The sequence below is a fragment of the Methylobacillus pratensis genome (genome assembly GCF_054072455.1).
In genome coordinates this window covers 612,682-625,409 of record NZ_JBSUSR010000001.1, presented here as the reverse complement: position 1 = coordinate 625,409, position 12,728 = coordinate 612,682, and the positions used below count along the sequence as shown (strand labels likewise).

Annotated in this window: 12 protein-coding genes; 5 read left to right on the top strand and 7 right to left on the bottom strand. The window is 59.0% G+C overall.

What is annotated here, in order from left to right:
• Window positions 1-213 precede the first annotated feature (213 nt).
• Together ACW4YW_RS02820 and ACW4YW_RS02815 are read left to right on the top strand one after the other, a co-directional pair.
• On the top strand, window positions 214-1,881 hold the full coding sequence (locus ACW4YW_RS02820; RefSeq protein ID WP_457136164.1) for a GGDEF domain-containing protein: 1,668 nt from the start codon (window positions 214-216) through the stop codon (window positions 1,879-1,881).
• 18 nt (window positions 1,882-1,899) lie between these two features.
• Window positions 1,900-3,045, top strand: a complete 1,146-nt coding sequence (locus ACW4YW_RS02815; RefSeq protein ID WP_457136163.1) for a mechanosensitive ion channel protein MscS — start codon at window positions 1,900-1,902, stop codon at window positions 3,043-3,045.
• Window positions 3,046-3,081: 36 nt separating this feature from the next.
• Here the strand turns inward: ACW4YW_RS02815 and ACW4YW_RS02810 are convergent, their stop codons facing one another.
• A complete protein-coding gene (locus ACW4YW_RS02810; RefSeq protein ID WP_457136162.1) occupies window positions 3,082-4,353 on the bottom strand; it encodes an OmpP1/FadL family transporter in 1,272 nt (423 codons plus the stop codon).
• Window positions 4,354-4,443: 90 nt separating this feature from the next.
• On the opposite strand from ACW4YW_RS02810, the gene ACW4YW_RS02805 reads away from it, so the two are divergent.
• The 3 genes from ACW4YW_RS02805 (at window position 4,444) to speG (ending at window position 8,236) form a co-directional block, all read left to right on the top strand.
• The gene (locus ACW4YW_RS02805; RefSeq protein WP_457136161.1) at window positions 4,444-6,675 is read left to right on the top strand and encodes a YgiQ family radical SAM protein; all 2,232 of its coding nucleotides are present in this window, start codon (window positions 4,444-4,446) and stop codon (window positions 6,673-6,675) included.
• 15 nt (window positions 6,676-6,690) lie between these two features.
• Complete coding sequence (locus tag ACW4YW_RS02800; RefSeq protein ID WP_457136160.1) at window positions 6,691-7,557, top strand: TraB/GumN family protein; 867 nt, start codon at window positions 6,691-6,693, stop codon at window positions 7,555-7,557.
• Window positions 7,558-7,663: 106 nt separating this feature from the next.
• The gene (gene speG, locus ACW4YW_RS02795; RefSeq protein WP_457136159.1) at window positions 7,664-8,236 is read left to right on the top strand and encodes a spermidine N1-acetyltransferase; all 573 of its coding nucleotides are present in this window, start codon (window positions 7,664-7,666) and stop codon (window positions 8,234-8,236) included.
• Window positions 8,237-8,264: 28 nt separating this feature from the next.
• Here the strand turns inward: speG and ACW4YW_RS02790 are convergent, their stop codons facing one another.
• The 6 genes from ACW4YW_RS02790 to ACW4YW_RS02765 form a co-directional block, all read right to left on the bottom strand.
• Window positions 8,265-8,579, bottom strand: coding sequence for a DMT family transporter (locus ACW4YW_RS02790; RefSeq protein WP_457136158.1), 315 nt, complete (start codon window positions 8,577-8,579; stop codon window positions 8,265-8,267).
• A 160-nt stretch (window positions 8,580-8,739) separates the two neighbouring features.
• Window positions 8,740-8,889 (bottom strand): DUF2474 domain-containing protein, encoded by a 150-nt coding sequence (locus ACW4YW_RS02785; protein WP_457136157.1) that lies wholly within the window; start codon window positions 8,887-8,889, stop codon window positions 8,740-8,742.
• The gene (gene cydB / locus ACW4YW_RS02780; protein WP_457136156.1) at window positions 8,876-9,883 is read right to left on the bottom strand and encodes a cytochrome d ubiquinol oxidase subunit II; all 1,008 of its coding nucleotides are present in this window, start codon (window positions 9,881-9,883) and stop codon (window positions 8,876-8,878) included. Before cydB ends, ACW4YW_RS02785 begins: the two co-directional genes overlap by 14 nt.
• Before the next feature lie 3 nt (window positions 9,884-9,886).
• The gene (locus ACW4YW_RS02775) at window positions 9,887-11,317 is read right to left on the bottom strand and encodes a cytochrome ubiquinol oxidase subunit I (RefSeq protein ID WP_457136155.1); all 1,431 of its coding nucleotides are present in this window, start codon (window positions 11,315-11,317) and stop codon (window positions 9,887-9,889) included.
• A 152-nt stretch (window positions 11,318-11,469) separates the two neighbouring features.
• A complete protein-coding gene (locus ACW4YW_RS02770; protein WP_457136154.1) occupies window positions 11,470-11,892 on the bottom strand; it encodes a response regulator in 423 nt (140 codons plus the stop codon).
• A gap of 108 nt (window positions 11,893-12,000) precedes the next feature.
• Entirely contained in the window at window positions 12,001-12,633 is a 633-nt protein-coding gene (locus ACW4YW_RS02765) for a response regulator transcription factor (protein WP_309564886.1), read from the bottom strand.
• Window positions 12,634-12,728: the final 95 nt, after the last annotated feature.

The following is a 12,728-nucleotide window of genomic DNA, read 5'->3' as shown; positions in this document are numbered from 1 at the left end:
TTTTTATATAAAAATTAACTGAATGACGCAAGGGCGGCCGCAATACAGGCGGTTTGCCTTCAAGGCTTGACGGCGCATTCCGTGCGCATGGACCGAACAAAGGCCCCCATAAAACTTTTTTATGCTGGGGTCGGCAGCAGCATTGTAGAATGCTCAGCCAAGCATGGAGGCCTTCGGGTCGGCCGGTTCATACAGCTTCATTCAGGGGAGGGAATGGTTGCGTTCATGCCATTGATGGTGAAAGCCATGCCGATCAAGCGCTGGACTATGCGCTGGCTGTTATCATGCCTGTTGGCGTGCCAAGTGCTATTGGCACACGCCCAACCGTTGGCAGGGAGCGGCACGTGGTATGAAGCCGTCGAGCATGACGGCTCGAAAGAGGCATGGAACGAACAGGACGGATTGAAACCTGTCACCAGCCCCGCCAAGACCGGCGGGCATTTCATCTACAAGGCCGCATTCGACCTGGCTGAGGCTGGGCACTACGTCATCGATTTCGACAGCTCGAGCGTCATCGGCCATTTTACCCATCATATCTATAATGCCGCTGGGGAGCAGGTGGCGGCGCTCAAGGGCGGAATACAATCCCGCGTCGCCAACCCCTACATGCTGCGCCATGGCCGCGACCTCATGCTGCCAGCGGGGCGCTACGAACTGGTGAGCGAGGTCAGCGCGCCGTTTTTCCTTGCCCACCCGCAGCCCTACATCGCCACGCTTCCGGAATACCAGCAGTCGATCAAGTTCGGCAACGCCGTCGTATTGGTGTCATACGGCGCCATGCTGATCCTCGCGATCTACTACGCGGCCCTGGGATATATCCGCAAGCAGGCAACGGACCGCATGTACGCCCTGTTCATCCTCGGCAACATTTTCTACAACGGCACGGCATTGTTGATCCTGCCGGACCTGTTCGGCGTGCATTGGTTTTACCTGATCAGTTTCCCCATCCTGTTCTCCAATATTGCCTACGTCTATTTCGTGATCTACCTGCTCGAGCTGCGCAGGTACTCCGATTCCAAGCTGTGCCGGCTGGGGCACGGCATTATTTTCCTGCTCGCCCTGTTCATTCCGGCAGCCATGATCTGGCCCAATATTTCGCTGGAGCTCGCGCGGGTCGGGGTCGGCCTGATCATGCTGTATGGATTGACGGCGGGGATCAGGAAGGCATGGCGGGGAAACCTGATTGCGAAGTACTACCTGGGCGCGATCTCGGCCTTTTTCGTGATTGGCGCGTACTCCATCACCAATACGCGCGTGAGCGGGTCGCAGACTTTCTATATAGAGCACCTGGGAATGCTGGCGGTGACGGTCGAGATGGTGCTGCTGGCCCTGGTATTGGCGCGCCAGTTTGCCTTGCTCAACTATGAAAAGGAGCATGCCTTGACGCTGTCGAAACGGCACCTGAAGATCGCCCATACCGATGCCCTGACCGAGCTGCCCAACCGTTACGCGCTGGACCAGGAGTTGTCCGCGCTGCCGGTCGACGGCGTGCTGGTCTTCATTGATATCGACGGCCTCAAGTTCTACAACGACAACTACGGCCACAAGCGCGGTGACGAACTGCTGCGTTCTTTTGCCTACACGGTGAATGAGGCGCTCGGCGAACTGGGCGTCCTGCACCGGATCGGTGGGGATGAGTTTGCGATTACCAGTCCGCAAGGCAATGTGCAAAAGCTGGAGGCATGCCTGGCGAGGTCGATTGATATGCTGCGGAAGCAGGGGTTCGAGTTTGCGGGCATGAGTTACGGCATCGCCCATGCCATGGAAAGCCGTGACAGCAACATGCTCAAGTATCTGGCGGACACGCGCATGTATGCGCAGAAGCGTGAACGCCAGCGTAGTGCCGAGCAACATCCGAGAAAAACAACGACAACCGTTTGATCACAAGGAGGATAAAAAATGAAGAAATGGCCTTTGCTTTGGCCTGTGCTGGTCTGTCTGGCACTGCCATTGATCGCTGCATGGTTCGCCTATCCCGATACCCATCTGCCGCCGGGGTTCGGCGTATTCCCGCCCGATTACGACCAACCCGTGCCGGGCTTCAACCTGACGATATTCATCGTCATTGCCCTGGTGGAAATCGCCTTCGGCATTTTCCTGCTGTTCCCGGGCTGGTTCGGCTTCAAGCCGGTCCCGCCCTCACCTAAGCCCGCTAAAAAGCCGTTCCCGCTCTGGTTCTGGATCGGTGCGGCATTCACCCTGTTCTTCTGGTGGCTGATGTGGGCGCGCGTCACGCCATTTGGCAACCTGGTCTATTATGCCTTCAGCCCGATGTGGTGGGGTTTCATCCTGGTGCTGGATGGCTGGACCTACCGGCGCAACAATGGCGTCTCGCTGCTGTCCAGCAAGCCGAAAACCTTCGCCATCAGTGCGCTGGTATCGGTATTCGGCTGGCTGTTTTTCGAGTATTACGACTACTTCGTGCTGGGGAACTGGTATTACCCCAATACGCACATTCCCGGCTTGTCGCACGGCTTGATCGTGGCCTTGTTCCTCATCGCCTACACCACCGTGTGGCCCGCTATCTTTGAATGGTACACGTTGCTCAAGACCTGTCCAAAACTGGCTAGCCGCTATAGCCAGGGCCCGAAGCTGGCATTGCCTGCCTGGCTGTTGATCTGGGGCGGGTTTGCGCTGATTTTCCTCATGACCTTCCTGCCTTACCCATTGTTCTGGGTGGTATGGATCGGGCCGTTCGCAGTGGTGGCGGGCATACTCATGCGCCTCAATATCTGGAACCCGGTCAGCGCGCTGGCCCAGGGCAACTGGACCCCGATGATCCTGGTGGCGCTGGCTTCGCTCTTCAACGGCTTTTTCTGGGAAGTATGGAACTACGGCAGCGCGCATCCGTTGCCCGAATTGCAGACCAATCCCAACTACTGGATCTACAACATTCCCTATGTCGACGTGATCCACATTTTTGCGGAAATGCCGTTGCTGGGCTTCTTCGGCTACTTGCCGTTCGGGGTGCTGGTCTGGGTGGTGTTCATCTGGGCGGGCAAGGTGTTTGGTTTCGATTCCAGCATCGAGCTGGAGCAGAAGTAAGGCCCCGGCATCGGGCGCGGCAAACGCGCCTGATGTCTATTGCCAGCGGCGGCTCAGCATGAAGTGCAGGAACAGGGCTTCGTTTCGCAGCTGGGCATCGCCGAATGGCAACTCTCTATTGTTGTAGTTTACTTTCACCACCGGGGAGTATTCCACGCCGCCGGTGAACGTCCATTCAGGGCTGAACTTGTAAGCGGCGCCAAAGGTGTAGTGATGCTCGAGTATGCCCGCGATGAACGGCGTGGTGGACGCCCTGGGCATGGGATTGCGCCCGTAGTTGTATCCGGCATAGAGCGTGGTCTTGTCATTCAGTTCGTGGGCGAGTCCCAGCGCCAATACCACCTGGTCATGCCAGTCCATGCGATTGCTGCTTGTGATTTGGGAGGGCGCGAATGCGCTGTCCGGATTGCGGGCGGTCAATGTGGTGGATTTCAGCGCGTCGGACCAGTTGATCCAGTTGAGCTTGAAGGCGAGCAACCAATCGACCTCGGGCTTCCAGGCCAGGCCGACCGCTACTTCCCTGGGTGTGGCAAAACCGTCCAGCTTGGCGTCATCGTAATGGAATGTCTGGGCCCCGGCATTAAGCGAGAACGACCCTCCGGTGAGGGGCAGCTTGGTTTTTTCCGTGTAAGCCGCACCAAGGGTCAATGTGGGGTTGAGCTTGTACTGCAGGCCGATCTTGAAGTCGGGGCGTATGCCGTCGGCATCTTCAAGTTTGATGCCGCCAATGCCGGGGGAGTCGCGATAAAGCGACTGTTGGATACTGGCATAGGTTAACCCTACCGTGGTTCCCAGCGATAGCCGCTCAGTCACCTGGCAGCCTATGCCGATACCAATCTTGGCAATCCCGAACTTCGCAGAGAAATTATCCTGGCCGTTCTGTGAGGTATTGATGTTGCGGAATACGCCGCCGGCGCCTCCTTGCACGAATGTGCCGACTCCTGCCGTACATGGCAGGCTTTCCAGGGATTGCACGTAACCGCCCCCGGCCAAGGGCGTATAGCGGTTGGAGGCATGCACGTCGCTGCCGTATTGATCCTCATGCGATAAATCCAAGGTGCGCAACACGCTGCCAAAGCCATCGAACGCCTTGCCCTTGACCTGGGCGAGTCCGGCAGGATTGGTGTTGATGGCGGAGCTGTCGCGCGCCACCGCCACATCGGCGCCGCCCATGAGCAGCGACTCTGCCCCGAAGCCGATCAGGTTGAACCCGTTGGTGGCGTGGGCCGGCAATGCCAGCGAGAATAACAAGGCCGTCGCACCCCGGCCCGCTTGTCGCGCCCTCAGGCGCATGAAACTGGTTGTCATTGAATAATTGCCTGATTTATCAGTTAAATTTATAAATTTTTAGCGTATTTTCATCATGCTGCGGGGATTCCAAGGTAAAATGCCGACCCTATGGAATTACGACCGGAATCACCACGCTTATTGAGCGCTTATCGGCCATACTGGGCCAAGCGCTTCGGCACCGCCCCCATTCTACCCATGACGCGCGAGGAAATGGAGAAATTGGGTTGGGATAGTTGCGACATTATCCTGGTCACGGGCGATGCCTATATCGACCATCCCAGTTTCGGCATGGCCTTGGTGGGGCGCTTGCTGGAAGCCCAGGGCTTCCGTGTCGGCATCATTGCCCAGCCCGATTGGCATTCGGCCGATCCGTTCCGGGCGCTGGGCAAGCCCAACCTGTATTTCGGCATTACGGCCGGCAACATGGATTCCATGGTCAACCACTACACGGCGGACCGCAAGATCCGCTCCGACGACGCGTACACCCCTGGCGCGATAGCTGGCAAGCGGCCTGACCGCGCCATTCTGGTGTATTCGCAGCGTTGCCGCGAAGCCTTTCCGGGCGTGCCGCTGGTGATCGGCAGCATCGAGGCCTCGTTGCGCCGGATTGCGCATTACGATTATTGGTCCGACAAGGTGCGCCGTTCGGTGCTGGTCGATTCCAAGGCGGATATCCTGATCTATGGCAACGCCGAGCGTGCATTGGTCGAGATCAGCCACCGCATCGCCAAGGGCGAATCCGTCAGCGAGATTACCGATATACGCGGCACCGCCTTCCTGCGCAAGCACGTGCCTGAAGGCTGGGAGGAAGTGTCCTCCACCGCCTTGGACCGCCCGGGCAAGATAGACAAGCCGGTGGACCCCTATGCGATGGAACCGGCAATGGAGCAAACCGGCGAGTCCTGCGCATCCACAGCCGCAGCTGCGGCCAATAAGGGCCTGGAGCCGGGCGTGCAGGCCATCACCATCGTGCGCAAGCCGAACAAGCCCAAGGCAGAGCGCAGCAGGCAGTTCATCCGCCTGCCTGCCTTCGAGGAAGTTTCCCAGGACCCGGTGCTGTACGCCCATGCCTCGCGTGTGCTGCACCTCGAGGCCAACCCGGGCAATGCGCGCGTATTGGTGCAACGGCACGGAGACCGCGAAGTCTGGCTGAATCCGCCGCCGATCCCGCTGACGACCAAGGAAATGGACTATGTCTACGACCTCACGTACGCGCGCACCCCGCACCCGGCATACAAGGGAGAGCGTATCCCGGCCTGGGAGATGATCCGTTTCTCGGTCAACATCATGCGCGGCTGTTTCGGCGGCTGCACGTTCTGCTCGATTACAGAGCACGAGGGCCGTATCATCCAGAGCCGCTCGGAAGCCTCCATCCTCAAGGAGCTCGAGGAAGTGCGCGACAAGGTGGAAGGGTTCACCGGTACCATCTCCGACCTCGGCGGGCCGACAGCGAACATGTACCGCCTCGCCTGCAAGAGCGAGACCATAGAGAAGAATTGCCGCAAGCTTTCCTGCGTGTTCCCGGGCATCTGCGAGAACCTCAATACCGACCATTCGCACCTGATCCAGCTTTACCGCAAGGCGAGGGCGATCCCCGGCATCAAGCGTATCCAGATCGGCTCCGGCCTGCGTTACGACCTTGCCGTGAAATCGCCCGAATACGTGAAGGAACTGGTGCAGCACCATGTCGGCGGCTATCTCAAGATTGCGCCCGAGCATTCCGAGGAGAACGTGCTCAGCAAGATGATGAAGCCGGCGATGACCGCCTACGACGAATTCAAGGAAATGTTCGAAAGGTTCTCGCGCGAGGCGGGCAAGGAGCAATACCTGATTCCCTACTTCATCGCGGCGCACCCGGGCACTACCGATGAAGACATGCTCAACCTGGCCTTGTGGCTGAAGAAATACGATTTCAAGCTCGACCAGGTGCAGACCTTCACCCCGACGCCGATGGCGATGGCGACCGCCATGTACCATTCGGGCAAGAACCCCTTGCGCAAGGTGACGCACGACAGCGAAGACGTGCCGATCCCCAAGGCGGGCGGCGTACGGCGCCTGCACAAGGCTTTCATTCGCTATCACGACCCCAACAACTGGCCGATGCTGCGCGAGGCATTGAAGAAAATGGGCCGCGAAGACCTGATCGGCAACGGCAAGAAGCACTTGGTGCCGGCCTGGCAGCCCATCTTGCCCAAGGAGCAGGCCAAGGCCAACGGCAGCCGCCGCGCGGCCAAGCCTGCCGCGGCTGCGCCACGCCCGGCGGGCCGCGCGCCTGTCGCCGGCAAGCGGCCTGCCGCTTCGCATTCCGGCAGGCCTGCCAGGAAGCCTGGCCGTCCGTAACGCGGCATGACGGAGATGCGTATTTTCTTAAGCCTCACAAGTTTGCTCTTGCGGGGCTTTTTTTCCGCCTGCTGCCTGTGGTCCGCCGTCGCCATGGCGGCTGGCGACGGCATGCTGTGGAAGGTGCAGGCGGGCAACGGCACTGTCAGCTACCTGTTCGGCACCATCCATGTGGACGATCCCAGGGTGACGACCTTGGCAGAGCCCGTCAATGCGGCGCTCGAGTCTGCGCAATCGTTCATGATGGAAGTGCTGCCCTCGAATGACGTCTCGCCTTACTATATGCAGGGCAGCCTGGCCCAAATGCTGACCGAAGCAGAGCTGGAGCAGGTCTATGCCGCTGCCGATTTTCACGGCCTGCCGCGCGACATGGCGTTGCGCATGAAGCCGTGGCTGCTGGCCATGGTGTTCGACCTGCCCGTATCGCAGTCTCCCTATACCCTGGATGTGCAACTTTACCTGCAGGCGCAACGTGCCGGTAAAGCCGTCGAGGCACTGGAAACGCCGCAGGAGCATTTTTCCGCACTGGAAAGCATCAAACTGGAAGAGCAATTGCAGATATTGCGCAGCGTGCTCAAGCGCAGCCAGGAGCAAAAGGAAAAAGACTTCGAACTGCTGATACAGGCTTATCTTTCCGGCGATCTGGATAAGGTGGCCGCGCTGGATTCCGAACTGACGGCGGATGACCTGCCTGCCGGGCTATGGGAAAAGCTGCGCGTCAAGCTGCTGGACGAGCGCAACGTGCGCATGGCTGAGCGCATTGCCGCTGCCGCCGGCCGGCAGCCAGTATTCGTGGCTGTCGGCGCTGCGCATTTGCCTGGAGAGGGCGGCGTCATCGATTTGCTCAGCCGTTCAGGCTTTACCGTGTCTCCCGTCAAATAGCCAATGCCTCATTAGCCCTGCGCTTGCTTGGCATTTTGTCTAGCGCTTGTTCACATTCCAGGCGCGCTATAATCAAGCTATCCCACATAATGCATATGGATTGATTATGGCGATGCCCGACCGCATCAACTTGCGCCCGCTGGAACGCAACGACCTGCATTTCGTACACAAGCTCAACAACAACGATACCATTATGCGCTATTGGTTCGAGGAGCCTTACGAAGCTTATGACGAGCTGGTCGCCCTGTACGACAGGCACATTCACGACCAGAACGAGCGGCGCTTCATTATCGAGCTGGAAAACGGCGAGCTGGCAGGGCTGGTCGAGCTGGTGGAGATCAACTACATCCACCGGCGCGCCGAGTTCCAGATCATCATCGCGCCCGATTACCAGGGCCGCGGCCTTGCCAAGTCGGCGACGCGCATTGCGGTGGGCTATGCCTTCCGCGTGTTGAACCTGCACAAGGTGTACCTGGTCGTGGACACGGACAACCAGGCGGCGATCCATATTTATGAAACCTGCGGCTTCGAGGTGGAAGGGCATTTGAAGGAAGAATTCTTCTCCAACGGCTCTTACCGTGATGCCTTGCGCATGCGCTTGTTGCAGGACGATTACCTGCGCCATGTCGGGCCGGCGCCCGTGGATGCCTCGGTCTTGAGGGAGTGGCAGGATTACTGATCCTGCCTTCCTCCTCGTTGCAACACCGTTACGATACGAGCTTCAGGCCGATAATGGAGCCGATCAACAGCAGCAAGAACATGATGCGCAAGGTGCCGGCCGGGTCGCCGAACAACCAGATGCCGATGACGGCGGTACCGCAGGCGCCGATGCCGGTCCAGATGGCATAGGCGGTTCCCAGCGGGATGCCTTCCAGCGCCTTGGTGAGCATGAAGAAGCTCAGGATCGTAAACACCAGGAAGCCGACCGAAGGCAAAGGCTTGCTGAAGCTCTCGGAAAATTTCAGGCAGGTGGTGAAGCCGATTTCAAACACACCGGCCAGTAACAGGTATATCCAGGACATATGCAACCCTTTCATGCAGCTCGGGCCGTCCCGGGATCGTGGAGCATGATGGGGCCGTCCCCATCACGTGAGCGCTGGCTGAGAATTCGGCCAGACAAATATGGATTGATTCTTTCACGTCCCGTCCCGGCTGTCAAACCAGGCCGGGAAGTCCCGCCGTTCAGGAATGCAGGCCGATGGCCTGCATGAAAAGCCGCATGAGAAAGGCCGCAGCCAGCATTGCCGTGACGCTGGCCGCCCAGATCAAGGCCAGCCAGAGCAGGCGCTTGGTCCAGGCCGGTCGCGCCTTATCCTGGTCAGTGGTAGCCATCGCCGTGCCGCACCTTGCCCTTGAAGACGCGGTATGACCAGATCGTGTAGACCAGGATGACCGGAATGATGGCCAGCGTGCCGACCAGTGCGAACTTGAGGCTGGCGGGGGGCGCTGCGGCTTCCCATATCGTCACGTGCGGCGGGATGATCTGCGGCCAGATGCTGATCGCCAGGCCAAACAAGCCCAGCAGCACAATGATCAAGGCGGCGATGAAGGGCTGGCGGTCATAGCCCGACTTGAGTTCGCGCATGAGGGAATACAGGCTGATGGCGACCAGCACGGGCACGAAGGAGAGGAAGTAGAAATTGGGCAGGCTGAACCAGCGCTCGGCGATGCTCGGGTGGGCGAGCGGCGTCCAGATGCTGACGCCCGCGAGTGCGACCACGACCAGCCCTACCAGCGGACGGGTGACTTGCAGCATGCGCTGCTGCAACTTGTCTTCGGTCTTCATGATGAGCCAGGTGCTGCCCAGCATGGCATAGGCGACCATCACGCCCAGCCCGGTAAACAGCGAGAACGGGCTGACCCAGTCAAATGCGCCGCCGGAGAATGCGTTGCCGCTCAGCACGATGCCGTTGATATAGGCGCCTAGCGTCACCCCCTGGAAGAATGCCGCAGTGACGGAGCCGCCGATAAAGGCCTTGTCCCAGAACGCCTGCTCGCGCTCCGGCGCCTTGAAGCGGAACTCGAACGCCACGCCGCGGAAAATCAGCCCCAGCAGCATCAGGATAATCGGCTGGTACAGGGCGCTCAGCACCACCGCATACGCCAGCGGGAAGGCCGCCATGAGACCGGCGCCACCTAGCACCAGCCAGGTTTCGTTGCCGTCCCAGACCGGGGCCACGGTGTTCATCATCACGTCGCGGTCATGCTTGTCCTTGACGAACGGGAAGAGGATGCCGATCCCGAGGTCGAACCCGTCCATGATCACGTACATTGCGATGGCGAACAGGATCACCGCCAGCCATATCATTGGTAAATCAAAATCCATCTACTACGATTCCTTAGCGTTATGCAATTGCGATTCTAGCGAGAAAGAGGCGTCGGGGGCAGACAGCGGGCGCATGGGCTGCCTTGGCTGGCCCGGACCGCCTTCGGGTTCCGTCGACGCATGCCGGACGGGCAGACGCATGAGGTGCATCAGGTAGCCAATGCCGATGCCGAACACAAAAAGGTAGACCGCGACAAACAAGGCCAACGAAGCTGCCAGAGAGGCGATGTCATGGTTGGATACCGCGTCGGCGGTACGCATGATGCCATAAACCACCCAGGGCTGGCGGCCTATTTCCGTGGTGAACCAGCCCGCCAGGATGGCAATCACGCCGGCCGGCCCCATCCACAATGCCATGCGCAGGAAACCACGGTGGCTATATAGGCTGCCGCGGTAACGCAGCCAAACGCTCCATAGGCCCAATGCGATCATCAGCATGCCCAGCCCGACCATGACGCGGAAAGACCAGAAGATGATGCTGGCGTTGGGGCGGTCTTCCGGAGGAAAGTCCTTGAGCGCAGGTACCCGGCCGTCCCAGCTGTGCGTGAGGATCAGGCTGCCCAGGTGCGGAATGGCAACAGAAAAATGCGTGGTTTCCGCCTCCATGTCCGGCAGGCCGAACAGCAACAAGGGTACTCCGCCTTCATGATGCTCCCAGTGTCCCTCGATGGCAGCCAGCTTGGCGGGCTGGTGCTCGAGCGTATTCAAGCCGTGGAAGTCGCCGACCACTGCCTGCAACGGGGCTACGCCCACCAGCATCCACATCGCCATCGACAGCATGGTGCGCGTCGCCTCGGTCTTCTGTCCCTTCAGCAGGTGCCATGCCCCTGCGGCACCCACCATCAAGGCGGTCGCCAGGAAGGCGGCAATTCCCATATGCACCAGCCGGTAAGGGAAAGAGGGGTTGAAAATGATGGCCCACCAATCTACCGGCACCACGATGCCGTTCGCGATCTCGAAGCCTTGCGGGGTCTGCATCCAGCTATTGGATGCCAGGATCCATGTCGCCGAGATCAACGTCCCCAATGCCACCATGGCGGTGGAGAGCAAATGCAGGCCTGGCCCGACCCGGCTCCACCCGAACATCATCACCCCGAGAAAACCGGCCTCCAGGAAAAAGGCGGTGAGCACCTCGTAAGTGAGAAGGGGGCCGGTGACGCTGCCGGCAAACGCGGAGAATCCGCTCCAGTTAGTTCCGAACTGGTAAGCCATGACCAGGCCCGACACTACGCCCATGCCGAAATTGACGCCGAATATCTTCAGCCAGTAGTGGTAGAGGTCCTTGTATACCTCGCGCCCGGTTTTGAGCCACATGGCCTCGAGCACGAACAGGTAGCTGGCGAGGCCGATGGTGATGGCAGGGAAGATGATATGGAACGAGACGGTGAATGCGAACTGGATGCGCGCTAAGTCGAGCGCTGAGATGTCTGGCATGGCGGTATTCTGACTCCTTGATAACCAACCTGCAGGCACGCCTGGTAGACGGTGCCTGAAACGCAAGACCGTTAGCTTACTGTGTGCCCCTCTGCCTCAACAGGCCCAGATTCCTCAATAAACACCATCACAGATCGCGACGGCGGACGAGGCTATGCGGCAAAGCGCGCTGCCTGGGCCTCTATGGTCTCGATGGCAAGGTCGAAGTCCATCGACTTGTCGAAAAAGTGGTCCACGCCCAGTTCATTCGCCATTTGGCGGTATTGCGGATAGGCATGGTTGGTGAGGATCAGATAGGCCGGGCGCGGAAAAGGGAAATCGGGCCGCTGCGTGGCCTTGATCACTTCGAAGCCATTGCCCTGGGCCAGCTCGATATCGACCAGCAGCAAGTCATAGGGCTGCTCGTAGAGCTGCGCAATGGCTTCATCCTGGCTTAGCGCGACTCCTTCGAAGGACAGGCTCCTACAGTCGGACAGGATGTCCATGATCGTTTCGCGCAAGAGCAACGAGTCCTCGACGAGCAATACCTTCATTGCTCTCGTATTCGGCTCCACACCACTGCGGCTTTCTTTCATGATCGTATTCATAGGCTCAAAAATCATTGCTTGTGAATTCTATCGGGCAGCAGGGGGGGATGCCATCCGCCATATTCCTACATTTTCTTACGTTGATCGCAGCCATGCTTATGAGATCAACTGGTTCTTGATGGCATAGTAGGTGAGGTCCGCATTGGTCTTCAAGCTCATTTTCTCCATGATGCGGGTACGGTAGGTGCTGACGGTTTTCACGCTGATGCAGAGCTCCTCGCCGATTTCAGTGGCGCTCAGGCCGCTGGCGAGCTTGAAGAAAACCTGAAATTCCCGGTCGGAAAGGGTTTCATGCAGCAGCTTTTCCGAGGGGTTGCTCAGTTCGTTGGTCATGAGTTCGGCCAGTTCCGCCGAAATGTAGCGCTTGCCGTTGGCGACGGTGCGGATCGCCTTGATGATCTCGTCCGAGTCGGCATCCTTGGACAAATAGCCCTTGCAGCCGCTGCGCATGAGGTTAAGCGCGTATTGCTCTTCGCCGTAGCCGCTCAATATCAGCACCGGGAGCTCGGGTGCGACATGGCGCAAGTCGTGCAGGGTGTCCACGCCGTTCTTGTCGGGCATGGCAATGTCCATGACGATGGCGTCATACTGGTTGCTTCTTACCAGCTTGATGGCCTCCAGCCCGGATGCGGCTTCGCCGGCCACTTCCAGGTCGGATTCCAACTCGATCAGGTTGCGCAACCCCTGTCGGACAATATTGTGGTCATCAACTAATAGTATCTTTTTCATGTGTGCTGACGATCCTTGTCATTGGTTAGTCATTCGTTACCTATGGTTGTGGATACTAAGATGGCTTGCCGGTATCCGCAAGCCATCATCAAGGC

Bases quoted from the DNA above. Each gene is read 5' to 3' on its own strand.
- ACW4YW_RS02820 (WP_457136164.1), top strand. From the start codon at position 214: ATGGTTGCGTTCATGCCATTGATGGTGAAAGCCATGCCGATCAAGCGC.
- ACW4YW_RS02815 (WP_457136163.1), top strand. From the start codon at position 1,900: ATGAAGAAATGGCCTTTGCTTTGGCCTGTGCTGGTCTGTCTGGCACTG.
- ACW4YW_RS02810 (WP_457136162.1), bottom strand. From the start codon at position 4,353: ATGACAACCAGTTTCATGCGCCTGAGGGCGCGACAAGCGGGCCGGGGT.
- ACW4YW_RS02805 (WP_457136161.1), top strand. From the start codon at position 4,444: ATGGAATTACGACCGGAATCACCACGCTTATTGAGCGCTTATCGGCCA.
- ACW4YW_RS02800 (WP_457136160.1), top strand. From the start codon at position 6,691: ATGCGTATTTTCTTAAGCCTCACAAGTTTGCTCTTGCGGGGCTTTTTT.
- speG (WP_457136159.1), top strand. From the start codon at position 7,664: ATGGCGATGCCCGACCGCATCAACTTGCGCCCGCTGGAACGCAACGAC.
- ACW4YW_RS02790 (WP_457136158.1), bottom strand. From the start codon at position 8,579: ATGTCCTGGATATACCTGTTACTGGCCGGTGTGTTTGAAATCGGCTTC.
- ACW4YW_RS02785 (WP_457136157.1), bottom strand. From the start codon at position 8,889: ATGGCTACCACTGACCAGGATAAGGCGCGACCGGCCTGGACCAAGCGC.
- cydB (WP_457136156.1), bottom strand. From the start codon at position 9,883: ATGGATTTTGATTTACCAATGATATGGCTGGCGGTGATCCTGTTCGCC.
- ACW4YW_RS02775 (WP_457136155.1), bottom strand. From the start codon at position 11,317: ATGCCAGACATCTCAGCGCTCGACTTAGCGCGCATCCAGTTCGCATTC.
- ACW4YW_RS02770 (WP_457136154.1), bottom strand. From the start codon at position 11,892: ATGAAAGAAAGCCGCAGTGGTGTGGAGCCGAATACGAGAGCAATGAAG.
- ACW4YW_RS02765 (WP_309564886.1), bottom strand. From the start codon at position 12,633: ATGAAAAAGATACTATTAGTTGATGACCACAATATTGTCCGACAGGGG.